Origin of the sequence: Polynucleobacter sp. 80A-SIGWE (assembly GCF_018882295.1) — a bacterium.
In the GTDB taxonomy this organism is placed as follows: Bacteria; Pseudomonadota; Gammaproteobacteria; order Burkholderiales; family Burkholderiaceae; genus Polynucleobacter.
The window spans coordinates 801010-824802 of the sequence record NZ_JACVOR010000001.1; the positions used below are offsets into that span (position 1 = coordinate 801010).

Annotated in this window: 20 protein-coding genes; 12 read left to right on the plus strand and 8 right to left on the minus strand. The window is 47.5% G+C overall.

Annotation, left to right across the window (positions count from 1 at the left end):
- Positions 1 to 25: 25 nt before the first annotated feature.
- Genes ICN25_RS04160 through fabI form a run of 6 tightly spaced genes read right to left on the minus strand, consistent with a single transcriptional unit; the run spans position 26 to position 6384 of the window.
- On the minus strand, positions 26 to 1018 hold the full coding sequence (locus tag ICN25_RS04160; RefSeq protein WP_216179255.1) for a tripartite tricarboxylate transporter substrate binding protein: 993 nt from the start codon (positions 1016 to 1018) through the stop codon (positions 26 to 28).
- Positions 1019 to 1077: 59 nt separating this feature from the next.
- Positions 1078 to 1923 carry a CoA ester lyase gene (locus tag ICN25_RS04165; RefSeq protein WP_216179257.1) on the minus strand — a complete coding sequence of 282 codons (846 nt, stop codon included), beginning with the start codon at positions 1921 to 1923 and terminating at the stop codon, positions 1078 to 1080.
- Positions 1924 to 1975: 52 nt separating this feature from the next.
- Complete coding sequence (locus tag ICN25_RS04170) at positions 1976 to 3346, minus strand: MmgE/PrpD family protein (RefSeq protein WP_216179259.1); 1371 nt, start codon at positions 3344 to 3346, stop codon at positions 1976 to 1978.
- A gap of 14 nt (positions 3347 to 3360) precedes the next feature.
- Positions 3361 to 4245 (minus strand): MaoC family dehydratase N-terminal domain-containing protein, encoded by an 885-nt coding sequence (locus tag ICN25_RS04175; RefSeq protein WP_216179260.1) that lies wholly within the window; start codon positions 4243 to 4245, stop codon positions 3361 to 3363.
- Positions 4246 to 4276: 31 nt separating this feature from the next.
- Positions 4277 to 5602, minus strand: coding sequence for a chromate efflux transporter (chrA, locus tag ICN25_RS04180; RefSeq protein WP_216179262.1), 1326 nt, complete (start codon positions 5600 to 5602; stop codon positions 4277 to 4279).
- On the minus strand, positions 5599 to 6384 hold the full coding sequence (gene fabI / locus ICN25_RS04185; RefSeq protein WP_215334701.1) for an enoyl-ACP reductase FabI: 786 nt from the start codon (positions 6382 to 6384) through the stop codon (positions 5599 to 5601). The genes chrA and fabI overlap by 4 nt, the downstream gene beginning before the upstream one ends.
- Before the next feature lie 50 nt (positions 6385 to 6434).
- On the opposite strand from fabI, the gene ICN25_RS04190 reads away from it, so the two are divergent.
- The 5 genes from ICN25_RS04190 to ICN25_RS04210 all read left to right on the plus strand — a co-directional run bounded on the left by ICN25_RS04190 (position 6435) and on the right by ICN25_RS04210 (position 12899).
- Positions 6435 to 8303, plus strand: coding sequence for an extracellular solute-binding protein (locus ICN25_RS04190; RefSeq protein ID WP_216179264.1), 1869 nt, complete (start codon positions 6435 to 6437; stop codon positions 8301 to 8303).
- 11 nt (positions 8304 to 8314) lie between these two features.
- On the plus strand, positions 8315 to 9379 hold the full coding sequence (locus ICN25_RS04195; RefSeq protein WP_216179590.1) for a microcin C ABC transporter permease YejB: 1065 nt from the start codon (positions 8315 to 8317) through the stop codon (positions 9377 to 9379).
- Entirely contained in the window at positions 9376 to 10401 is a 1026-nt protein-coding gene (locus ICN25_RS04200; protein ID WP_216179265.1) for an ABC transporter permease, read from the plus strand. Before ICN25_RS04195 ends, ICN25_RS04200 begins: the two co-directional genes overlap by 4 nt.
- Positions 10398 to 12077 carry an ABC transporter ATP-binding protein gene (locus ICN25_RS04205; RefSeq protein ID WP_216179266.1) on the plus strand — a complete coding sequence of 560 codons (1680 nt, stop codon included), beginning with the start codon at positions 10398 to 10400 and terminating at the stop codon, positions 12075 to 12077. The genes ICN25_RS04200 and ICN25_RS04205 overlap by 4 nt, the downstream gene beginning before the upstream one ends.
- A 135-nt stretch (positions 12078 to 12212) precedes the next feature.
- A complete protein-coding gene (locus tag ICN25_RS04210; protein WP_255536669.1) occupies positions 12213 to 12899 on the plus strand; it encodes a C40 family peptidase in 687 nt (228 codons plus the stop codon).
- A 1-nt stretch (position 12900) separates the two neighbouring features.
- Here the strand turns inward: ICN25_RS04210 and ICN25_RS04215 are convergent, their stop codons facing one another.
- The gene (locus ICN25_RS04215; protein WP_370624691.1) at positions 12901 to 13863 is read right to left on the minus strand and encodes a hypothetical protein; all 963 of its coding nucleotides are present in this window, start codon (positions 13861 to 13863) and stop codon (positions 12901 to 12903) included.
- 52 nt (positions 13864 to 13915) lie between these two features.
- On the minus strand, positions 13916 to 14830 hold the full coding sequence (locus ICN25_RS04220) for a patatin-like phospholipase family protein (protein ID WP_216179267.1): 915 nt from the start codon (positions 14828 to 14830) through the stop codon (positions 13916 to 13918).
- Between the two features lie 202 nt (positions 14831 to 15032).
- Between ICN25_RS04220 and scpB the strand changes: the two genes are divergently transcribed.
- The 7 genes from scpB to truB all read left to right on the plus strand — a co-directional run bounded on the left by scpB (position 15033) and on the right by truB (position 23790).
- Positions 15033 to 15782: an SMC-Scp complex subunit ScpB gene (gene scpB / locus ICN25_RS04225; RefSeq protein WP_216179268.1), complete on the plus strand. Its 750-nt coding sequence runs from the start codon at positions 15033 to 15035 to the stop codon at positions 15780 to 15782.
- A gap of 6 nt (positions 15783 to 15788) precedes the next feature.
- Positions 15789 to 17540, plus strand: coding sequence for a 23S rRNA pseudouridine(2605) synthase RluB (gene rluB, locus ICN25_RS04230; protein WP_216179269.1), 1752 nt, complete (start codon positions 15789 to 15791; stop codon positions 17538 to 17540).
- Positions 17541 to 17713: 173 nt separating this feature from the next.
- On the plus strand, positions 17714 to 18205 hold the full coding sequence (gene rimP, locus ICN25_RS04235) for a ribosome maturation factor RimP (protein WP_215303141.1): 492 nt from the start codon (positions 17714 to 17716) through the stop codon (positions 18203 to 18205).
- Positions 18202 to 19683: a transcription termination factor NusA gene (nusA, locus tag ICN25_RS04240; RefSeq protein ID WP_216135813.1), complete on the plus strand. Its 1482-nt coding sequence runs from the start codon at positions 18202 to 18204 to the stop codon at positions 19681 to 19683. Before rimP ends, nusA begins: the two co-directional genes overlap by 4 nt.
- A gap of 13 nt (positions 19684 to 19696) precedes the next feature.
- Positions 19697 to 22489, plus strand: coding sequence for a translation initiation factor IF-2 (gene infB / locus ICN25_RS04245; protein WP_216179270.1), 2793 nt, complete (start codon positions 19697 to 19699; stop codon positions 22487 to 22489).
- Positions 22490 to 22503: 14 nt separating this feature from the next.
- Positions 22504 to 22872 (plus strand): 30S ribosome-binding factor RbfA, encoded by a 369-nt coding sequence (rbfA, locus tag ICN25_RS04250; RefSeq protein ID WP_015420788.1) that lies wholly within the window; start codon positions 22504 to 22506, stop codon positions 22870 to 22872.
- A gap of 6 nt (positions 22873 to 22878) precedes the next feature.
- Positions 22879 to 23790: a tRNA pseudouridine(55) synthase TruB gene (gene truB / locus ICN25_RS04255; RefSeq protein WP_216179271.1), complete on the plus strand. Its 912-nt coding sequence runs from the start codon at positions 22879 to 22881 to the stop codon at positions 23788 to 23790.
- Positions 23791 to 23793: the final 3 nt, after the last annotated feature.

Sequence of the window (23793 nt, forward strand, 5' to 3'; positions counted from 1 at the left end):
TTTTTTGTTTGCTGCTATTCCGGAATTAATCTGGAATATTTGCTTTACGAATGACTGGACCCCAGACGTTGATTTCTTTTTCAAGGTGATCCTTGAGGCCTTTAGAAGAGATCTTCTCTGCTGGCACGATATCAATGTTGGCATCTTCCAAGCGCTTCTTCACATCAGGTGTATTCAATGCTTTCTTCAATGCTGCATTGATTTTGTCCTGAATTGGCTGTGGAACGCCTTTTGGAACATACACACCATGCCAAACTTTCACTTCAAAGCCTTTGAGGCCTTGTTCGTTCAAAGTTGGTACGTTAGGAATTGCTGGCAAACGCTTCATAGTTGTTGTGCCGAATGCTTTTACACGGCCATCCTTGATGTAAGGAATAGTTTGTGTAGTTTGGTCGCACAAGAGGTCAACTTGACCACCCAAGAGGTCGGTCAAAGCAGGGCCGGTACCTTTGTAAGGGATGTTCGTCAATTTCACGCCCATACGACTTTGAAATAACAAGCCGCATAACTGTGACACTGCGCCTGGACCGGCGTTAGCCATTGTTACTTTTGAACCATTAGCTTTGATATAGGCTTCGAGTTCTTTAAAGTTATTGGCAGGCAAATCTTTTTTACCCAGCAATACCATTGGTACATCAGCTACTTGGCCAATGTAATCAAAGCTAGTCATTGGGTCATACGGGAGTTTGTCGTACAGCGCGTTTGCTGTAGCCATACCCATATGGTGAATGTACATTGTGTAGCCATCTGGGGCTGCGCGAGCTACCTTGGTAGAGGCAATCGTGCCACCAGCACCAGGAACGTTCTCAACCACAACAGTTTGACCTAAAGCCTGACCCATAGGTACGGCGATCAAACGCGCGATTGTGTCAGTTGGACCACCAGCAGCAAATGGCACAACTAACTGAATGGATTTGGTGGGCCAGTCCTTTTGGGCGGATGCAATATTGCTACCCAAAAGAGTGCCAGCGCTAATGACTGCGGCAATGCCAGTGAATATGGTTTTTTGTAATTTCATTTAAGTCTCCGTTAATATTTAATGCTTATGAATTTTGCCACCTTTATTTGCTATCGACTCTAGGGTTTACCAGCAACCGCCAGTGTCCTTTGGGCTAACAAGACAACTGGTCGATCAATCATGCGGCCGTCTAATTTCACGGCACCACCTTTGGATGCCTTGTCAGCTTCAATCACGCGCTGTGCCCAGGAGACCTCCGCAGCCGTAGGCATAAAGGAATCCTTAACTAAAGCAACCTGCTTTGGATGAATACACAGCTTGCCTCCGAACCCCATTCTTTTGGCGCGCTCGGCATCATCAGTAATGCGCTCAATATTGTCTGTAGAAGGAGTAACCCCATCAATTGGAGGGGCAATCTGAGCTAAGCGTGAGGCCAACACGATCTGAAAACGCGCAGTTTGCAGTTCAGTTTCTTGTGCGTCACACACCATTCCTAAGTCGGCCTGTAGATCAATATTGCCTAATGCCAAGCGCAATACCTGATCCGAGTTTGCAATCTCATTGAGATGATTAAGACCGATGGCAGTTTCAATCATCGGAATGATTGCTGTGTTTGGTAGGATTTGTGCTGCACCATTCATTTGGTCGAGAGATTCACTTTTCGGAATGAGTAAGCAGGCAGCATCCAACTCTTGAACCAAGATAAGGTCAGCTGCATAAAACTTAGTGCCGGGAGAATTCGAACGAATAATTAGGCGCTTCTTTTGTTCCGCAGTAAATGTAGGCCAAGCAGTGCGTATAGCTGCGCGCGCAGATTCTTTATCTTCCTCGGCTACTGCATCTTCTAAATCGATGATGACGCCATCAGCACCACTATCCAATGCCTTTGCAAAACGTTCTGGGCGCGTGCCTGGAACAAATAAGAAGGTGCTACTAAAGCCGATAGGTGTATCAAGTGGGTTCATGTGTGTGGCTTTATTGAATATGAAGCAAAAAAGAAAATAAATATCTCAGAATTTATGAGATCAATAACCCAATCTTGGACTGCTTACGGATATTCCACAAGCGTTCAATGGCGACACTCATCTCACTTGGCGTTGCGCCACCACTAAATGCAGCAAGACGCATGGCCTTATCTGTAATTTCAGTGCGACTGAGGGTATTACCAGGATCACCCTTGGGTTCATCAACACGGCCTTCTAAAACTTCGCCATTATTTAAATAGACTTTGACTTTGCCAATCCAGCGTTGAGGGTAGGCACCATCTACTTCTGCATCCAGAGTCATGGTGACACGATCCCGGAATGCACAAATTGCTTGATCATGAAAGTGTTGATCAAATTCTTGCAAGCCAGCAAATTGATAATGGGCAATCAGAGCGAGCACCGTTCCCATTGAAAACTTGGATTGGTGAACCGTTGCGGGATCAGTTACTGGACCCAGTACATCAATTGCGCCTTGGTGAACCAGAGTTTCTACTTTGGCAATATCACTAGGTTTGAGTTGATGCGCGAGCATGACTTGTAATAAGGCGTCTGCAGCGGGGTGAGTGTGACGACATGAGGCGTGATATTTAAAGCTGGTCTCCGCAATAGTCCAGCGACTACCCAAACGATCAATCAACTTGCTAGGGTCTGCATCGCTCGACATGCCGGCAGCTAAACCTTGCTTGCCTTCCAAAATATGTTCTGCACCAGTAAAACCAGATTGCGCTAAGTAAGCAGACATCAAGCCAGTAGAGGCGGCATGCGCAGTATGTAGTTGCTTAGAGTCGGCGGCATCACGCAGAAATTCCCAAAGACCGGCCGATTGCGTTCCCGCAGAGCCAAAGGCATGCAACATTTGGGTGGGGTTCAATTTGAGTAAATGACCCACGGCGGCAGCTGCTGCTAGGGTGCCTGCAGTACCTGTCGTGTGAAATATCTTGTAATGCGAGCGACCTAAAAATTCACCAACCCGAATACCAACTTCATAGCCAGCAACAGCAGCAACCAATAGATCTTCACCTGAGGCGCCAATCGTCTGTGCTGTCGCTAGTGCCGCAGGAAACACTACGGTAGCTGGGTGAAATACAGAGCCATTGTGAACATCATCTTGTTCGGCAACGTGTGATGCTGCTGCATTAGCGAGTGCGGCTAAGAAGGGGCTTGAGTTGGTTCGGCTAATCAGAATTTCAGCGGAGCCGGGATTGGCAGCGTTAAAGCCACCCATGTTTTGCGCAAACTGCGTAATCGTTTCAACTGGACGCGATCCTTTGCCAGCGATTGCTGAGCCAAACCAATCAACCAATAAATCTTCGGTGCGCGCAATCACCTCGTCGGGAATATCGCCAATCTTTAATTCAGAAGCAAATGTTGCTAAAGCTTTAGATAAATGTGGAGTAGTCATGGGGTAATTTATTCTTAAGCTAAAACTGCAGTAGCCTGCATGGTGAGCCAGCCTTCGTGATCTTCAGCCCAAATGGAAATTGTTTTTCCAGATGGATCTTTCTCCAGATCAGGTTTGGCGCTAACCTTAAATATATTGATATCAAAAGTAGGGCGTATGGCTCGGAACTCAAAGCTTTTGAGTTTGCAGCCCGGAATGCTTTGACGGACAAGATCTACTAACAGGGTTGCAATTAAGGGGCCATGAACAATTAAGCCTGGATAACCTTCTACCTCAGTAACATATTTGCGATCGTAATGAATGCGATGACCGTTAAATGTCAGGGCTGAGTAGCGAAACAATAAAACATCATCTGGGGTAATTGTTTTAGACCAAGTAGCGCCAGTGGGTGCTGGAGTTGGCGCAACTGGTTTGTCGTCTGGGCCTGGTGCATCGCGATATACGATGTCATGCTCTTCAATTAAAGCCAAACCATTTTGATTGGAGATTTCATGTTTGACTAATACGAAGATGAGGTCGCCAGTGCGACCTGCTTTGTGCGTAACAGATTCAATTTTGGAGACGCGTTCGATTTCATCGCCTACGGAGAGAGGTGCTAGCCATTGAACTCGACTGCCTGCCCACATCCGACGTGGCAGTGGAACGGGCGGTAAAAATCCGCCACGCTTGGGGTGTCCATCAGGACCGATTTCAGATTGAAGGGCGCACGGCAAGAAATAAAGCCAATGCCACAACTCTGGAAGAAAGGTTCCGTCATTCGGAGCGGGATCGGGTCTATCGAGCGTTGCCGAGAGAGCTCGGACAGGTGCCGCAGTGACGATGTCTTGAAGAGTCTCGGTTTTGCCGAGCCATTCTTGGAGATGGGTGATGGTTTGAGGTTCGATTCGCATAAGTTCCATTATGCCAATTCCAGCCTCAAATGCGATGGAGCTAGATCAATAAACTCGCTAGTAAATAACTTAGTAATCCGGCCAGTGCTGAGCCAGTTAGTACGCTAATCACACCTTTTTGAAACTTAAAGAGCGCTAAACCTGCAAGCAGAGTGATTGCTATTGATATCCAAGAAATTGAGCCACCAAGGCCATGCGGAAAAAAGACGTGATACGCAAAGAACAGGCCGAGGTTGGCGATGACGCCGACTACAGCGGCAGAGATTGCGGTGAGGGGCGCAGTGAAGCTGAGCCTGCCATGAGTAGATTCAATGAGTGGGCCGCCGGCTAGTACTAGGAAAAAAGAAGGTAAGAAAGTAAACCAGGTGGCAACACAGGCCCCAAGCACGCCAAACCAAAATGGATTGCTATTACCAATCATATGTTGGATGTGGCCGGCCAGATAACCAACAAAAGCCACCACCATGATGAGTGGTCCTGGAGTGGTTTCTCCAAGTGCCAAGCCATCCATCATTTGACCGGCACTGAGCCAATGAAATTGATCCACCGCACCTTGATAGACGTAAGGTAGTACTGCGTAAGCGCCACCAAAGGTTAGGAAGGCGGCCTTAGTAAAGAACCAGGATATTTGCGGATACAGTGTTTTCCAACCAAACGCTAGTGTTAGAGCAAAAAACGGAATCAACCAAAGCGCTAGAACGGTTGAGCTCTGTAATACCAATTTCTTTTTGGAAAACTTGGCATGCTCTGGAGTTGGGGTGTGATCATCAATTAGAGCTGCAGCGTGCGTTCCACTCGCTTTGTCGTGAGATGCGGTTTGCTGGAAATACTCTGGGTAGCGTTTGCCACCCCAAATACCAATTAAGGCCGCAAAGATAACAATGATTGGGAAAGCCAAGTTAAAGATAAAGATCGCCAGAAAGGATCCGAGCGCAATCCAACGTAGCGCTTGATTGTGAATCGTCCGCTTACCAATACGAACTGCAGCGTGGAGGACGATGGCAGTGACTGCGGGTTTGATGCCAAAGAAAATCGCGGCAATCCAAGGCACTTGGCCAAAGGTGAGATAGACCCAAGATAGGCCAATCAAAATAAAGAGAGAGGGGAGAACAAAGAGGGTGCCTGCTAAGACGCCACCCCAGGTGCGGTGCATGAGCCAGCCAATGTAAGTCACTAACTGTTGGGCTTCAGGACCGGGCAAGAGCATGCAATAGTTCAGCGCATGTAAAAAGCGCCGCTCAGAAATCCAGCGACGCTTTTCAACTAGCTCTTGGTGGAGGACTGCGATTTGTCCTGCAGGTCCACCAAAGCTAATAAAGCCTAGCTTGGCCCAAAACTTCAGGGCCTCGCGCAGTGGAACGCTCAAACTTCTTCCATTCCACCAACAACTTGGCTAAAGCCATTATCTACATAAATAATTTCAGCAGTGATGCCATTTGCCAAATCAGATAACAAGAATGCGGCGGTATTGCCAACATCATCAATAGTCACATTGCGACGCATTGGTGCAGTTTGTTCAACAGCTTCCAAAATCTTGCCGAAGCCTTTAATACCGGCAGCAGCCAAAGTTTTGATTGGGCCAGCAGAGATACCGTTAGCACGAATGCCCTTAGGTCCGACTGAGCCAGCGATATAGCGTACCGAGGCTTCTAGTGAGGCTTTAGCAAGACCCATGGTGTTGTAGTTGGGAACATTGCGTAGGCTGCCGAGGTAGGTCAGGGTAAGCAAAGAAGATTTGTCGCGCAACATTGGCAAAGCTTCTTTTGCCATCGCTGGGAAGCTATACGCAGAGATGTCGTGAGCGATTTTGAAGCCTTCACGAGAAAGACCTTCTAAAAAGTCGCCAGCAATCGCTTCGCGCGGTGCAAAGCCAATTGCGTGAACAAAGCCATCAAACTGAGGCCAAGTTTTTGCCAAATCCTTAAACAGGGCAGAAATCTGCTCATCACTGCCAACATCGCAGTCAAAAATCAAGTCGGTATTGAATTCTTTGGCGAAATCGACAATACGGTCTTTAAAGCGCTCACCAACGTAGGTAAAGGCCAGTTCAGCCCCTTCGCGGTGACATGCCTTGGCGATGCCATAGGCAATAGAGCGGTTAGAAAGAAGTCCGGTAATCAGGATTTTTTTGCCAGCGAGAAAGCCCATGTTGTTTCCTTTACTTCAAATATGATTAGCTATCTACAATTGTTGCATATATGCCCACCCTAAACCCCATTCGCCAAATAGCCCATTTCTTGCTACTAGCCATGCTAGTAGGGCTTGGGGCCAATGTAGCGCAGGCAGCTCAAGGGATTTCCCAGTATGGCAAGCCTAAATATGCCGATGGATTTGCCCATTTTGATTATGTGAATCCCCATGCTCCCAGGGGAGGCACCCTCATTTTACCCAACCCAGGGCAAAGAACGAGCTTTGATAAGTTCAATCCATTTACCCTCAGGGGAATCACTGCCCCAGGTATTGATTTGATGTTTGAGTCACTGGCTGAGGGAAGTGCTGATGAGGTTTCCAGCATTTATGGATTATTAGCCGACGATATTCAGGTTGCTAAAGATCGAAGGTCTGTAACTTTCCACATTCGTAATGAAGCGAAATTTTCGGATGGTAGTCCCGTGCTTGCCGCGGATGTGAAGCATAGCTTTGATACCTTGATGAGTGGTAAGGCGCACCCTCGCTATAAAACAACTTTTGCAGACATCAAGGAAGCGGTTGTATTGTCAGATCGATCTATTCGCTTTGATTTTAAAAATGACAATGCTGAGCTTCCCATCTTGGCAGCAACCTTTCCAGTCTTTTCACGTAATTGGGGTAAGCAGCCAGATGGATCAATTATTCCATTTGAGAAACTGGCATTTGATGCGCCATTAAGTAGTGGCCCTTATTTGATCGAATCTTTTAAGGCTGGAAAATCCATTGTCTATAAAAAGAATCCGAACTATTGGGCGGATCATTTAAGTAAACCACTGAATGTTCGCGTTGGTTTTTATAACTTTGATCGTGTCCTATACAAGCTTTACAGTGATGATGCCGTCAGGCTGGAAGCCTTTAAAGCAGGGGAGTTTGATGCTCTCGTGGAATATCGCGCCAAGATCTGGGCCAAGGGATATGTGGGGTCTAAATTTGATAAAGGCATCCTGCTCAAAAAAGCATTTCTGAATCACAATGGCGCTGGCATGCAAGGCTTTGCGATGAATGTACGTCGGCCGATCTTTAAAGATGTGCGCGTGCGCGAAGCTTTGGGATATGCGCTTGATTTTGAATGGCTCAATCGTCAAATCTTTTTTGATCAGTATGGTCGTATTAATAGTTATTTCACTAATAGTGACTTAAGCGCCAACTTTGATGGTCCTCGTAAGCCAACAGAGGCTGAGTTGAAATTACTCAGACCCTTGAAAGCCAAGTATCCTCAGTGGGTACCAGATGGTGTCTTTGGGCCAATGCCACCTGCACCATCTACCAAACCTCCTGGTAGTCTGCGTCAGAATTTGAAGAAAGCGCGTGAGCTTCTCATGCATGCCGGTTGGCAATATCGTGACGGCGCTTTGCGGAATGAAAAGGGTGAGCCATTTCGCTTTGAGATTGTTGAAGATGGGGGATTCTTCTTAAGAGTTATTTCCGCATATGTACGTAACCTCGAGAAATTGGGTGTACAGGTAGATATTCGAACAAGCGACTTTGCCTTGCATCAAAAGCGTATGAATGAATACGACTTCGACATGACAACAGTGCGCTTTCAGGACTCACAAAATCCGGGTAATGAGCTGTGGGATCGTTTTGGCAGTCAAGCTGCCAAAGAAAAGGGCTCAGATAATGTGATCGGTGTTCAGTCCCCAGTTGTCGATGCCTTAATCGAAGAAATTACCAAAGCCCAAAATCGCGAGCAGCTAACAACTGCCACGAGGGCGCTAGATCGAGTCTTGTGGAATAGTTATTACGTAGTGCCACAGTGGTACAACCCAACACATCGCGTTGCATTCCGACATGAGATGCGCTACCCAGAGCCTCCTTTGTATTACTCAGCTGAACTTTGGATCATGCAAAATTGGTGGAAAGAGGAGGCTAAATAATGCAAGGTCAAATGCGCGCCTATATCTTTAAACGTCTACTGTTGATGATCCCTACCTTATTGGGTGTATTGACCTTGACCTTTGCAGTCGTGCAATTTGTGCCTGGCGGCCCAGTAGAGCAGATGGTCTTGGAATTGAAGGGCAAAGGTGCTGGAGCAACAGGTGGATCGGAATCATCGGGTGCTGGAGCAACCTATCGCGGGCGCCAAGGTGTCGATGCACAACGCTTGGAAGAGGTTAAGGCGCTCTACGGATTTGATAAGCCGCCAGTAGAACGTTATTTCATGATGTTGGGACGTTTTGCTAGATTCGATTTGGGTCAAAGCTATTACCAGCATGAAAGTGTCTGGGGCTTAGTAGTTTCTAAACTGCCCGTATCGATCAGCATTGGTTTGTGGACTTTCTTCATCACGTATTTGGTTTCGATTCCACTAGGTATTGCGAAAGCAGTGCGCGATGGCTCTCGCTTTGATGCAGTGACTAGCAGCATCATCTTGGTCGGTTACGCCATTCCAGGATTTGTATTGGGAGTGCTCCTCCTTGTCCTCTTTGGTGGTGGTAGTTTCTTGCAAATCTTTCCACTACGCGGACTGACTTCAGATGACTGGAGTGAGCTCAGCATGATGGGCAAGGTGATGGATTATTTGTGGCATTTGGTTTTGCCGATCACCGCTTCAGTCTTGGGGAGTTTTGCAGTCATCACCATGTTGACGAAGAATTCTTTTTTAGAAGAGATTCGTAAACAGTATGTATTGACTGCGAGAGCTAAGGGCCTTACCGAGAAACAAGTGCTTTGGAAGCATGTGTTCCGCAATGCGCTCTTGCCTTTGGTAACTGGCTTCCCCGCAGCATTCATCGGCGCATTCTTTACTGGTTCACTGCTGATTGAAACCCTGTTCTCATTGGATGGCTTGGGTTTGCTGTCTTATGAGTCAGTGATGCGGCGTGACTACCCAGTAGTTTTCGGAACACTCTATCTTTTCACGCTGATTGGCTTGTTTACTAAACTGATCTCTGATCTTTGCTATGTCTATATTGATCCACGTATTCAGTTTGGTGCGGGGGGTGGCTCATGAGTCGCTGGCATCGCTTTAAAAATAGCCGCATGGGTTATGCCAGCCTCTGGATTTTTATGATCCTATTTGGTCTATCTATGTGTGCCGAGCTCATTGCGAATGACAAACCCTTGATCGTGCGCTATCAAGGCAAGTTCTATTTCCCGATTGTGAAATCTCAACCTGAAACAGTATTCGGTGGTGACTTTGCGACACCAACGGACTTTTTAGATCCTGACATTCGTCATAACATTACGAGTGATGGCAATTGGGCGATTTACCCCCCAATTCCCTATAGCTATGAGACGCTGAACTACTTTTCAAAAGTACCCAATCCTTCGCCACCATCATTTGATAACTGGCTGGGCACAGATGATCGTGGGCGCGATGTCTTATCACGTTTGATTTATGGATTTCGACTGTCGATTTTGTTTGGCTTGGCGCTCACTATTGTGGGAGTTAGCGTAGGCATCATCACCGGCTCTTTGATGGGTTTCTTTGGCGGAAAGTTTGATCTGGTTTCTCAGCGCTTAATTGAGATTTGGTCGGCAATGCCGGAGTTATATCTACTCATCATCTTTGCATCCATTTTTAACCCAAGCATTTGGCTCCTTATTATTTTGCTGGCTGCTTTTGGGTGGATGGGTTTATCCGACTATGTGCGTGCAGAGTTTTTCCGCAATCGCGCTTTAGAGTACGTTCGCGCTGCTAGGGCATTGGGCTTAACGAATTTGCAAATCATGCGCCGTCATATCTTGCCCAATAGCTTGACTCCAGTGATTACCTTCCTCCCTTTCAGAATGAGTGCGGCGATTTTGTCGCTCACGAGTTTAGATTTTTTGGGTTTGGGTGTACCTCCGGGAACGCCAAGCCTTGGGGAGTTGCTCTCTCAAGGTAAGAGTAATTTAGACGCGTGGTGGATTTCACTATCCACCTTTGTTGTATTGGTTGCTACCTTACTCCTACTGACCTTTATGGGTGAGGCCTTGCGCGATGCATTTGATTCTCGTAAGTCAGGCGCTATGAGTGGAGGTCGCTCATGAGTGAAGTTAATAACTCTAGTAAGCCGGTAGTCCCTTTACTTCGTTATGAAGATTTCTCAATCTCTTTTGGTTCTGGTCGACGTGAGAAATTTGCCGTTAGTCACCTTGATCTCGAGATTGGAGTGGGGGAGCGGGTTGCTTTGGTCGGGGAGTCTGGCTCAGGTAAGACTCTCACTGCCTTAGCGCCATTGCGCCTTGAGCCTGAGGGTGCAAAGACATCTGGTCGAATTCTGTGGAGTGGCAAGAATGCGCACGCCGGCAATTCACCAGTCAATTTGCTAGATTTACCAATACAAGATATTCGTGAGATTCGGGGACGTGAGATTGCGATGGTTTTCCAGGAGCCGATGACTGCGCTCAATCCCTTGTTTACTATTGGCAATCAAATTGTTGAGGCAGTGCAGATATATCAGCCCCTAATCTCCAAGGCTGATTGCACGTCTGCTGCAATTGATCTACTCAAGAAGACGGGCATCCCGGAGCCAGAGAAACGTTTTCATTCTTATCCCCATCAGTTATCAGGTGGACAGCGTCAACGCGCCATGATTGCAATGGCATTGGCGTGTAAACCCAGGTTATTAATTGCGGACGAGCCAACTACTGCTTTAGACGTTAGTCTGCGTTTGCAAATTCTGGATTTACTCAAAGAGCTGCAAGAAGAATCTAAGGATCATGGCGGCATGGCGATTCTGTTAATCACCCATGACCTCAATTTAGTAAAACACTTCGCACAAAGAGTTGCCGTATTAAATCAGGGCAATCTGATGGAAGTTGGGCCAACTAAGCAAGTGTTCGAGCATCCTGATAATCCTTATACAAAAGCCTTGGTAAATAGTGAGCCTGTGCGCGATCTAGCCCCGGTAATGCCTTTGGCGCCGGTGTTATTAAAGACGGATAACCTATCTGTCTCTTATCCGGGTACTGAAACTACATCTTGGTTTAAAAAATCTCCACGTCATCAGGTCTTGCGTAAGGTTGGTTTTGAGCTCAAGCAGGGTCAGACTATTGGCGTTATTGGTGAGTCTGGCTCTGGCAAGACCACTTTAGGTATGGCGGTCTTAGGTTTATTGGGTGACTCTGCTGCAGAAATTACTGGTGATGTAGATGTACTTGGAAATGATTGGCAAAAGTTAAAACCGGCAGAGCGCCGAGCTATGCGATCTAGTTTGCAGGTCATTTTTCAAGATCCGTTTGGCTCACTCTCTCCACGTATGAATGTGATGCAAATTGTTTCGGAAGGTTTGGATGTGCACTTTCCAAACTTATCTGCGGCGGAGCGTGAGTCTCGAGTATTGGATATTTTGCGAGAAGTCGGAATTGATCGTTCTGCACTCACACGTTATCCCCATGAATTTTCTGGTGGGCAAAGGCAGCGTATTGCAATTGCGCGTGCTTTGATTCTGAAGCCGCAGATTTTGGTCTTAGATGAACCTACTTCAGCTTTGGATGTATCGATTCAGAAACAAGTACTTGCCTTACTGACTGAGCTGCAGAAAAAATATAACTTGGCGTACTTGATGATTAGTCATGATTTGGCAGTGATTCGGGCAATGTCCCATGAAGTCATGGTGCTTAAAGCAGGCAGGGTGGTGGAGTTTGGTGATACCGAGACTCTGATCAAGCATCCTCGCCAGATCTATACAAAAGAGCTTTTTGCAGCCGCTGAGCTGACCTAAAGCCCTCTTGAAGTGGCTTCAGCAAGGCGCTAAGTTGGTGCATTCATGCACCGCAATACGAAATATTCCATTCAAAACAATGAGTTAGCCCTTGGGCTAGCACTTGGTGAAATAGGCCTTCTTTGTTAGAATGAAATGATGTCCTTTCAAAAAGACCTCCTGCCACGCTTAGCAAAGCAAATGCCTTTGGCTATGCTAACTGCATTCATGCTTGCCGTGAATCCAGTAATGGCGGTGGACGCTACTTCCGAATCTGCAAAAGACGCCTCTGTTGAGTTGGCCAAAGAGACGCCTAAAGAAAGCATGTTCCAAGCTGGTAAGTCTTACTTTGCTCGCGTATCAGATCGCTTAGCAGATTCAGTTACTGGCAAATCGGATGAATTGATTAACCGCGCGATGGAAGTGATTGGTGTCCGTTATCGCTGGGATGCAGAGTTGCCACAATCTGGTTTGGACGGCAGTAGTTTTGTTGGCTACGTCTTCAAAGACAAATTGGGTTTTTTATTGCCACGCAAATCCACTCAAATGAGTCGTGTTGGCAAAGCTATTACTCGCGAAGAATTGCAGCCTGGTGATTTGGTGTTCTTCAACACCATGCGCTTAACGTTTTCTCATGTCGGCATTTATGTTGGCGACAATAAATTTATTCACTCGCCATCTAAAGGTACTAGCGTACGCGTTGATGATCTTGGAAGTCTCTACTGGGATAAACGTTTCGATGGCGCTCGTCGATTAGATGGCAGCGACAACTTGGGTGATGCAGAGCGTCAAGAGTTGTTAAATGAAGTGAATAAACTCAAGCGCAAATCTCGTAGCCTCTAAATTAGAAGCTTGCCGCTAGACCAATAGAAGTGCCTCGGACGTTCTGTCCAAACTGATACCGAAATACCAAGCGCACCCTACTAAATATCGGGTCTGAGGCGCTGCGATCAATTTCTACTCCTGTGCCCACAGAGGAGAGTGAATCAAATCCAAGAGCGCCGCGGAGCTGACCTAAAAACTCAGTATGTGCAAGCTCAAAGACGGCTCGCAAAGGTCTCTCTAATACTGTTAGTGGAGTAGGGTATCTGGCGCGGGCCCACAGACCTAAGCTTTGAGAATCTGCAGAGCCTTGAACTGCAGCAGAGCTATCGAAGGTATTGAGAGCGATATTGGTATAGCGTAACTCGACATCGTATTCACGTTCAGGTTTGTAGTCCTCATAGTCCAACATTAATGAGCCACCAGCACCATAGGCATTCATGCGTCCTTTGTTTAGGAACTGCAAATCTGCCCCATTGTTATTTTGAATATAGCGACCCGCAATGGAGAGATCGCTCTCGACGTGACCAAGCATGATGTTGGCAATTGGACGAATCCGTAAGTTGTCCGTTAATGGGAAGTCCCAGCCAATACCGCCTGTGCCTGTAATGCCATTCCAATGAACGGGTACTGTAACGCTGGTGTTGCCAATGCCATCAGTAAAGGTTGGGTTATAGCGATTAACAGCAATCGTGCCTTCAAGATAGAGCGGGAAGTTGGCGCTGATACGATCACCTCCCCCAAGAGAAATCATTTGTAGGTTGGTGTTATCTCCACCCTTATCAGTGATGGAGAGTGATCCAGTGGTGACATCTGGCGTGAGCGAGTAACCCGTGATGGTCATGAAGGCATCAGTGCGTTTCTTGAGGTAGTTGTTTGCCCCCGCAGAGAATTGGCCACTCTGCGCATAAATGTGATGCGCTTGCATTGCTATTACCAATGCAATTAGGGTTTTGAGAAGAGTGGGAATAGTTTTGATAAACACCTTGCACCGAATCCTAAATCAATCACTTCCGCTTGGGAAGTTAGCTTTAGAGCTAGCCTCGAAGTTTTTCTTTCAAGGTGGCCATCTGCTCTTGGGCTGCCACTTCGCCAGCGAGGATTGCGGCATTTCTGGATTTGAAGTCACCGCTACTCATTTGCTTGAGATGCGGGGTAATCACAATATCGGCACTTTTGAGTTCGTACTGATTAATGCTTCGTTGCATGATGGATATTGTTTGTTGCATAACGCCAAATGTGCCGCTCGCATCTTGATAGGCCGGCTCTGAGGAGATGTTGACGGCAATCACGAGTGTCGCACCCATTTGCCTTGCATAACTGACGGGAACTGGCGCTACTAGCCCGCCATCAATATATTCTTTGCCGCTAATGACAGCTGGCTGAAATACTCCTGGAACACTGCAGGAAGCGCGAACTGCCAAGCCAGTATTGCCTGAGCGGAATAAAACACCTTTGCCGGATTGCAATTCGGTCGCCACAATTCCCAAGGGAATGCGCATTTGCTCAATCGATTTATTTTGCACTTCACGATTGACCATGTTTTGCAGGGCATCTCCTTTAATGAGGCCACCAAATCTTCCTGCAAAAGGAAGTCCCCAGTCGGCAATGGTTGCTTCATCGAGATTTAAGGCAAGTCGGTTCAAATCATTTCCAGTGGCACCAGATGCAAGTAATGCGGCAATAACGCTACCAGCACTACTGCCCACCACGATATCGGGTCGAATGCCCTGAGCTTCTAATGCCTTGATGACGCCTACGTGGGCAAAACCTCTGGCTGCTCCCGCCCCCAAGGCCAAGCCAATGATAGGCTTGCGACTACCCATCAGGCTGCAACCGCTTAGGTTTGAGCCTCCAATAAGCGCTCCCAAACCAAGACCTAAGCCCAGAAAGCGGCGCCTTGAGTCGGTCTCAGGGGGTAAATCTAGGGTTAGGGCTGTATTTTCGTGCATGTGGCTATTGTATTGAGCCTCCCTTATAATGGCCAAACGGTGAGCGAAAAAGACTTCGTTTCAGCATGGGCAGCTCTCCCAAGTGGATTTTCGGAGATGAATTGCCCGTAGTAGCTAAATAGCGCCACCAAAACACCACCAACCCATTACTGAAATACATTTTTTATAGCGCATCAGGTCATAGCCTGATAGCCAGAATTTTATGGATGATCACAATAAACGCGTAATTGAAACAGCCCTCTTGTGCGCGCAAGAACCACTAACCATTGCTGATCTGACGCGCTTATTTGCCGAAGACATTGCTGCCGGCGAAATTGATGACGCTTTATTAGAGCTCCAAAAAGCCTGGGAGGACAAGGGTATGGAGTTGGTGCACATTGCAACTGGCTGGCGTTTCCAAAGTCGTTTAGCGATGCGCGAGTACCTTGATCGTTTGACTCCAGAAAAGCCGCCAAAGTATTCTCGTGCAGTAATGGAAACCTTAGCAATTATTGCTTACCGTCAACCAGTGACTCGCGGTGAAATCGAAGAGATTCGTGGCGTTGCAGTAAGTAGTAATGTGATGAAGCAGTTAGAGGATCGTGGTTGGGTTGAGGTCATTGGTCATAAAGAGACTATTGGTCGCCCAGGCCTATACGCCACTACCAAACAATTTTTGGACGACTTGAGCCTCACGAATTTACAAAGCTTGCCGATGTTGGAAGATGCTGCGCCGATGGCTGCGGCAGAACAATTAGGCCAAGCGGTAATGGAGTTTGATCCAAGCGCAACCGTTGAAACAGTCATTGAGTTGGATGAAAACGGCCAGCCGATTATTCAACCGACAAGCGAAGAATCCATTAGTGAAGAAGTTGTTGCTGAGATTGCTGATGATGTCATCAGCGAAGAGATAAGTGAAGAAGTAGAAGAAGTTTCTCCAGAGTCTGAAGATAAATCAGACGAACAAAAATAATTATTAATGACAAGTCATAACGAAAACGATTCATCTCCGATTAAACCTAAATCGGATAATTCCCCTAGCTCTGAGTCTGCATCTAGTCCTGCAGAGGGTAATAGGGGTGAAGGGCGTGAAGGCGGCCAGCGTCGTCCACGCCGCCAGGGCGCGGGTGCTAGCAAGCATCCTTTCAATAAGAAACGCCCATTCAATAAAGACCGGCCTCGTCGCGAGGGCGGTGAGTCCGGAGGTCAACGCGAGGGTAGCAATAATGCATCCGCTAAGCTCGCACCAAACCCAGCTGAGAGCGAAGCTTTATTTGCGTCAGTAGTTTCTGGGGAATTCGATGCAGCATTAGATGCGCCTGAAGTCCTAGAGGTTAAAAATCCTGACGGTTTAAATGAGAATGAGATTTCTCATCAGACTGGTGCTGAGCGTCGTGCACAACGTGTGCGTCATGACGAAGATGCAGATGCACCTACTGACGATGAGATGAGTAGTTTGCAATTTGCAAACATCGATGATTTACCGCTCAGCTTGCGTGATGAAGTTTGGTCAGACTTAGATGGTTTAGACGACGACGCTGACGACGAAGATACTGTGAAGTTACACAAGGTATTGGCTGATGTTGGTATGGGTTCACGTCGCGATATGGAAGACTTGATTATTCAAGGGCGCGTATCCGTAAACGGCTTACCGGCTCACATTGGCCAACGTATTGGGCCGACTGATCAGGTGCGCATTAATGGCAAACCAGTTCATCGCAAGATTCAGACTAAGCCACCGCGCGTGATCATGTATCACAAGCCTGCGGGAGAGATCGTGAGTCAATCCGATCCTGAAGGTCGTCCAACTGTATTTGATCGTTTGCCAAAGCCACGTCAAGGACGCTGGATTGCAGTAGGGCGTTTGGACTTTAATACTGAAGGTCTTTTGTTATTCACCACTTCTGGTGAGTTGGCTAATCGCTTGATGCATCCTCGTTACGGTGTTGAGCGTGAGTACGCTGTCCGTATTCTGGGCGATTTGAGTCAAGAAAATATGACTCAATTAAAGAGCGGTATTACTTTAGATGACGGCCAAGCCAAATTCTTGCGTCTTTCTATGGGTGGTGGTGAAGGTGCAAACCGTTGGTACCACGTTGCTTTGACTGAAGGTCGTAATCGTGAGGTGCGCCGCATGTTTGAAGCAGTCGGGCATGTCGTCTCTCGCTTGATTCGTACGCGTTACGGCATTTTCTTATTGCCTCCACGTTTAAGAAGAGGCAAATGGGAGGAAATTGAAGCCGGCGGCATCTACAACCTGATGAAGTTTGCTGGTTTAAAAATGCCTCAGCCACAAGATAAGGGTCGCAATCCGAATGCACAAGGTCGCGATAGCCGTTCTACTGTCGGTGGGGACTTTCAGCCTGATCCAATGCAAACCTCGGTTTCTTACTGGGGTTCACGAGATGCTTTAACCCAGGCTAGTGGCCATGGTGCACTAACCCATCAAAATAGGGGTGGTAAACCTGGTAGCGGTGGTTCGGGTGAAGGTCGAGGTCCTTTCCGGGGTCGTACCCAGGGTGGTCGTCCAGGTGCAGGTGGTCAGGGTGGCGGTCAGGGTGGCCAAGGCCAAAATCGCAACAAAGGCAAGAAAGTCCATCATGGACAGTCTGCTTTTGTAACGGCAAGCCCCCAAAGCCCAGGAAATGGCCCTAAACGGGGAGCACCAAAAGGGCGCAAACCTTTCAATAAAGGGCCTAGAAAGCCAAGAAATCCAAGCGAAAGCTTCTGATTTCTATCGGTTTTCCTCTAAATCGGCTATAATTTTGGTCTTACAGCAGTTCGCTGCTGTTTTGAGTTGTTACCGACTGATGTTGCGATCAACGTAAGTCGGCCTGTTCTGAATTTCGAGAATATGGGCTTTGAAGCCCATTTTTTTTTGCCGTTTTGGATTGAAGGGTGTTCGTGAAAGATCAGCGGATTATTTCTGCAGAGGTAGAAAACCTAGGGTACACGCTAGTCGATATCGAGCGTGAAGCCGGAGGTTTGCTGCGCGTCACGATTGAAAACCCGGATTACGAGCGCTTGATTAATGTCCAGGATTGCGAAAAGGTAAGTCACCAGCTGAGCTACACCCTGCCGGTGGAAAACATTCCTTTTGAGCGTCTAGAGATCTCTTCTCCTGGCCTGGATCGCCCTGTGAAGTCAGCGGCTGATTACGAGCGCTTCTCTGGAATGGAAGTGGATTTGAAGTTGCGTGTTGCCGTTGGCGATCGCAAGAAGTTTCGTGGTGTGTTGCAAGGTTTGCTGAGTGGTGAGTTGGATTCGCCCGATGCGAAATTTGGTTTGTTGTTTGAAGGTGCTGATGGCACTGAATCTCAATTGGAGTTTTCTTTAGCCGAGGTCGATAAGACTCGGTTGGTCCCTGTTATTGATTTCAAAGGAAGAAAGTCATGAGCCGAGAAGTTCTCATGTTGGCAGACGCCTTAGCGCGTGAAAAGAACGTAGATCAAGCCATTGTGTTTGAGGCGCTAGAGATGGCGTTGGCATCAGCCACTAAGAAACGTTATCCGACAGAAGATGTGGATATTCGTGTATCGATTGATCGCGAGTCTGGTGAATACGAAACCTTCCGTCGCTGGTTGGTTGTTCCTGATGAAGCGGGCCTCCAAGAGCCGGATAAAGAAATCCTCCATTTTGAAGCGCTCGAGCAATTTCCTGACATGGAAGTTGGCGAATTCATCGAAGAGCAAATTGAATCTTTAGCCTTTGGCCGTATCGGTGCACAAGCCGCCAAGCAAGTGATCTTGCAGCGTATTCGTGATGCTGAGCGTGAACAGATTTTGAACGACTACCTTGAGCGTGGCGAAAAAGTCATGACCGGTACCGTAAAGCGTGCTGACAAGAATGGTTTGATTATTGAATCAGGCCGTGTCGAAGCATTGTTGCGCCGCGATCAAATGATTCCAAAAGAGAACCTCCGTTCTGGTGACCGTGTTCGCGCTTACATTCTGAAGGTAGATCGTGAAGCCCGTGGCCCACAGATCGAACTCTCACGTACTTGCCCTGATTTCTTGATCAAGTTGTTTGAGAACGAAGTTCCAGAGATGGAGCAAGGCTTATTAGAGATTAAGGGTGCAGCTCGTGACCCTGGTATACGCGCAAAAATTGCCGTGATTACTTATGACAAGCGTATCGATCCAATCGGTACTTGCGTTGGCGTTCGTGGCACACGCGTTACTGCAGTTCGTAACGAAGTAGCTGGCGAAGCGGTAGACATCGTGTTGTGGTCTGAAGATCCAGCGCAGTTTGTGATTGGCGCTTTGGCTCCAGCTCAAGTGTCTTCTATCGTGGTTGACGAAGAGCGTCATGCCATGGATGTGGTTGTTGACGAAGAGAACTTGGCAATCGCAATTGGCCGTAGCGGACAGAACGTCCGTTTAGCTAGCGAGTTGACTGGTTGGCAGATCAACATCATGACTCCTGAAGAATCTGCTGAGAAAACTGAAAAAGAAGCTGCTTCTGTGCGTCAATTGTTCATGGACAAATTGGACGTTGACCAAGAAGTTGCTGACATTTTGATCGAAGAAGGCTTCAACACATTGGAAGAGGTTGCTTATGTACCGCTTTCTGAAATGTTAGAAATTGATTCTTTCGACGAAGACACAGTAAATGAATTGCGTACTCGTGCGCGTGACTCTCTCTTGACCATGGAATTGGCTAAAGAAGAGCGCGTTGGCGAAGTCTCACAAGATTTACGTTCCCTAGAGGGAATGACTACTGAGTTGATTGCCAAGCTTGCTGACAATCAAGTTCACACACGTGACGACTTAGCTGAACTGGCTGTTGATGAGCTAGTTGAGGCGACACAAATTGACGAAGAAACCGCGAAAACGCTCATCATGAAAGCGCGCGAACATTGGTTTACTTCATGAGAGGAAGTAGTGCATGGCAACAACAGTAAAAGTACTCGCTAAAGAATTAAAACGTACCGCGCCAGACCTTCTGGAGCAGTTGAAGGCGGCCGGTATCGAAAAAGGTTCTGAGGACGACAGCATTACCGAAAAGGACAAGACTGTCCTGCTTGAGCATTTGCAAAAAGAGCATGGCAGTGCGGATACAGGTAGTCGTAAAAAGATTACTTTAATCAAGCGCGAAAACTCAGAAATTCGTCAGGCGGATTCTGCTGGACGCACTCGTACCGTTCAGGTTGAGGTTCGCAAAAAGCGCGTGTTAGTTAAAGCGGGAGACAAAGCTCCTGAAGAGACTCCAGCTCCAGTGGCTAAAGAAGTTGCTCCTGCAGCACCTGCTAAACCAATCCTTTCTGCTGAAGAGTTAGAGAAACGCGCAGCTGAAGCGACTCGTCAAGCTGAGTTGTTAGCTCGCCAAGAAGCGGAAATGAAAGCGGCAGAAGATGCTCGCCAAAAAGAAGCTGATGCCGTAGCTGCTGCAAGCGCAGTTGAGCCTGTTGCTGAGAAAGCGGCTAAGTCGGATGATGATGCTTCTGCTGCTAAAGCTGCTGCTGCAAAAGCCGCCGATAAAAAGGCGCAAGCGGATAAAGCTGCCAAAGAGATTGCTGATGCGAGCAAGGCGCAGTTAGCTGATATTACAAAACGTCGTGCCGCTGCTGAAGCTGAAGCTTTAGCGATTCGCGACATGATGAGTGCGCCTGCACGTGTTCTCAAAGCACCAAGTGAAATTGCTGCTGAAGAGGCGAAAAAAGGCACCCTTCATAAGCCTGCTAAGGCTGAAGGTGCTGACGATAAGAAAAAAGCAGTTGCTAAGGTTGGCGGCAAGACGATTAAGTCTGCAGAGACTTCATCTACTTGGCAAGAAGAGGGCGCCAAGAAACCAGGTGGCCTCAAGACTCGCGGCGACAGCTCTGGTGGTGTAGGCGGTTGGCGTTCAGGCGGTGGCCGAAGAAAGCAACGTCAAATTGCAGAAGCCAACGTTGATACCAACTTCCAAGTTCCAACAGAACCAGTTGTACGTGATGTTCATGTTCCTGAAACTATTACTGTTGCTGAGTTAGCTCATGCAATGGCCGTGAAGAGTGCAGAAGTAATTAAGCTCTTGATGGGTATGGGTCAGATGGTAACGATTAACCAGATCTTGGATCAAGATACTGCAATGATCATCGTAGAAGAGATGGGCCATACAGCCCATGCTGCTAAGTTAGATGATCCAGATTTAGATCTCGGTATTGCTGGTCACGACGCAGAATTATTGCCGCGTCCACCAGTTGTTACGGTGATGGGTCACGTTGACCACGGTAAAACATCTTTGCTCGATAAGATTCGTGCGGCTAAGGTTGCTACTGGCGAAGCTGGCGGTATTACTCAGCACATCGGCGCTTATCACGTTGAAACTCCACGCGGCATGATTACCTTCCTTGATACTCCGGGTCACGAAGCCTTTACGGCAATGCGTGCTCGTGGTGCTAAGGCAACGGATATCGTGATCTTGGTTGTTGCGGCTGATGACGGTGTGATGCCACAAACCAAAGAAGCGATTGCTCACGCAGTAGCTGGTGGCGTTCCAATTGTTGTAGCAATTAATAAGATTGATAAACCAGAAGCAAACTTAGAGCGCGTTAAAACTGAGTTGGTTGCTGAGCAAGTCGTTCCAGAAGAGTACGGTGGCGATGTGCCGTTTATTGGCGTTTCCGCTAAAACAGGTGACGGCATTGATGCCTTGCTTGAGAACGTACTCTTGCAGGCAGAAATTTTGGAACTTAAGGCAGCGAAAGATGCTCCTGCGCAAGGTCTCGTTATTGAGGCGCGTTTGGATAAGGGTCGCGGTCCTGTTGCCACTATTTTGGTTCAGTCTGGCACGCTCAAGCGTGGTGATATGTTGTTGGCTGGTTCGACCTACGGTCGCGTTCGTGCGATGTTGGATGAAAACGGCAAGCCATGTAACGAAGCTGGCCCATCTATCCCTGTAGAGATCCAAGGTTTATCGGAAGTTCCTGCAGCAGGTGAAGCAGTGCAAGTAGTTCCTGACGAGCGTAAAGCACGTGAGATCGCACTCTTCCGTCAAGGTAAGTTCCGCGATGTGAAGTTGGCTAAACAGCAAGCATTCAAACTCGAAACCATGATGGAAAACATGGAAGAGGGTGCTATTGAAGCGAAGTTGTTGCCATTGATCATCAAGGCAGACGTACAAGGTTCTCAAGAAGCGTTGTCTCAGTCATTGCAAAAATTATCTACTGCAGAGGTGAAGGTTCAAATCGTTCACGCAGCAGTGGGTGGCATTACTGAGACTGACGTTAACTTAGCAGTTGCTTCTAAGGCGGTCATTATTGGCTTTAACTCTCGTGCGGATGGTGCGGCACGTAAGTTAGCCGAGAACAATGGTGTGGATATTCGTTATCACAACATTATTTATGACGCGGTTGATGAAGTGAAAGCAGCTCTAAGCGGCATGTTGACACCAGATAAGAAAGAAGAAATCACCGGTATGGTGGAGATTCGTCAAGTCTTCTTGGTATCTAAAGTTGGCGCGATTGCTGGTTGCTTGGTGCTTGACGGTGTTGTTAAGCGTACCTCTAGTGTCCGACTCTTGCGTGACAACGTCGTGATCTGGACTGGCGAATTGGATTCTCTCAAGCGCTTTAAAGATGATGCAAAAGAAGTTCGCGCCGGTGTTGAGTGTGGTCTGTCATTAAAAGGCTACAACGACATTAAAGAAGGCGATCAACTTGAAGCCTTTGAAGTTACTGAAGTCGCTAGAACACTTTAAGAGCTATTGAGTTAATGCATAAAACTAGTCCTCATCGTAACCAGCGTCTCGCCGATCAAATTCAGCGAGACCTGGCCGAGCTAATTCCTCGTGAATTGCGTAGCCCAAGCTTAGGTTTGATTACTTTGCAAAGTATTGAACTCACGCCAGATTTGGCGCATGCTAAAGTTTTCTTTACTGTCTTAGGCGCTGAGCCTGAAGTGGCATTGAAGGCTTTGCAGGATAAGGCGGGTTACTTACATTCCTTATTATTTAAACGTTTGCACATTCATACTGTGCCAACCCTGCATTTCCACTACGACAGTTCTGTAGAGCACGGCATTGAAATGTCTCGCTTAATTGATCAAGCAGTGGATAGTGATCGCAAAGACGAGAACGCGTAAATAGCTATGTCTGTACGTATCGACGGCGTTGTCTTGCTTGATAAACCTGCTGGCATGAGCTCGCAAGGTGCAGTCACTGCCGTGAAGCGTGCCTTCAATGCAGAAAAAGCAGGGCACACTGGCACATTAGATCCAATGGCTACTGGCTTACTCCCGATTTGTTTGGGCGAAGCAACGAAGTACTCGCAGGATTTATTGGAGGCCGATAAAACCTATATCGCTCAAGTGAAATTCGGTCAGCGTACGGACACTGGTGATGCTGAAGGTTTAGTCATTGAAGAGCTCCCATTACCTGTATTTGCTGATGAAGCCACTATTAAAGCTGCGTTAGATGCTTTATTGCCAGCCTTCACCGGCCCAATTAGCCAAGTTCCGCCAATGTATTCCGCTCTCAAGCGTGATGGCAAACCTTTATATGAGTATGCTCGTGCTGGTGTTGAATTAGAGCGCGCTCCACGAGATATCACGATTCATGCAATTCGTTGGACGAATGTTAATTGGCCTGAAGCTACTTTGGAAGTGAGCTGCAGTAAAGGCACTTACATTCGTGTACTGGCAGAAGATATTGGTAAGGCATTGGGTTGTGGCGCACATTTAGTTGGCCTGCGCCGTACTGAAGTGGGTCACCTCACTCTCGATCAGTCATTCACTATCGAATCTATTCAGAAAGGCTTGCAAAATAGTTCAAGTTACATCTTGCCAGTCGACGCACTTTTGCAGACATTGCCGCACTTAACTGTGGATGAGCAACAAGCAAAACGTTTGGAGATGGGTCAACGAGTCCCACTCAATTTACCTTCGATAGAGGCGCTAGTGCGTATCTATCGAGCAACCGCTGCTCCACATAACTTTATTGGTACTGGAGATTGGCGCTCTGGGGTGTTGCATCCTAAGCGTTTGATTTCTTCTGCACATTAAATA

Coding starts and splice junctions, on each gene's coding strand:
- ICN25_RS04160 (WP_216179255.1), bottom strand. CDS start 1,018: ATGAAATTACAAAAAACCATATTCACTGGCATTGCCGCAGTCATTAGC.
- ICN25_RS04165 (WP_216179257.1), bottom strand. CDS start 1,923: ATGAACCCACTTGATACACCTATCGGCTTTAGTAGCACCTTCTTATTT.
- ICN25_RS04170 (WP_216179259.1), bottom strand. CDS start 3,346: ATGACTACTCCACATTTATCTAAAGCTTTAGCAACATTTGCTTCTGAA.
- ICN25_RS04175 (WP_216179260.1), bottom strand. CDS start 4,245: ATGGAACTTATGCGAATCGAACCTCAAACCATCACCCATCTCCAAGAA.
- fabI (WP_215334701.1), bottom strand. CDS start 6,384: ATGGGCTTTCTCGCTGGCAAAAAAATCCTGATTACCGGACTTCTTTCT.
- ICN25_RS04190 (WP_216179264.1), top strand. CDS start 6,435: ATGCCCACCCTAAACCCCATTCGCCAAATAGCCCATTTCTTGCTACTA.
- ICN25_RS04195 (WP_216179590.1), top strand. CDS start 8,315: ATGCGCGCCTATATCTTTAAACGTCTACTGTTGATGATCCCTACCTTA.
- ICN25_RS04200 (WP_216179265.1), top strand. CDS start 9,376: ATGAGTCGCTGGCATCGCTTTAAAAATAGCCGCATGGGTTATGCCAGC.
- ICN25_RS04205 (WP_216179266.1), top strand. CDS start 10,398: ATGAGTGAAGTTAATAACTCTAGTAAGCCGGTAGTCCCTTTACTTCGT.
- ICN25_RS04210 (WP_255536669.1), top strand. CDS start 12,213: ATGATGTCCTTTCAAAAAGACCTCCTGCCACGCTTAGCAAAGCAAATG.
- ICN25_RS04220 (WP_216179267.1), bottom strand. CDS start 14,830: ATGCACGAAAATACAGCCCTAACCCTAGATTTACCCCCTGAGACCGAC.
- scpB (WP_216179268.1), top strand. CDS start 15,033: ATGGATGATCACAATAAACGCGTAATTGAAACAGCCCTCTTGTGCGCG.
- rluB (WP_216179269.1), top strand. CDS start 15,789: ATGACAAGTCATAACGAAAACGATTCATCTCCGATTAAACCTAAATCG.
- nusA (WP_216135813.1), top strand. CDS start 18,202: ATGAGCCGAGAAGTTCTCATGTTGGCAGACGCCTTAGCGCGTGAAAAG.
- infB (WP_216179270.1), top strand. CDS start 19,697: ATGGCAACAACAGTAAAAGTACTCGCTAAAGAATTAAAACGTACCGCG.
- rbfA (WP_015420788.1), top strand. CDS start 22,504: ATGCATAAAACTAGTCCTCATCGTAACCAGCGTCTCGCCGATCAAATT.
- truB (WP_216179271.1), top strand. CDS start 22,879: ATGTCTGTACGTATCGACGGCGTTGTCTTGCTTGATAAACCTGCTGGC.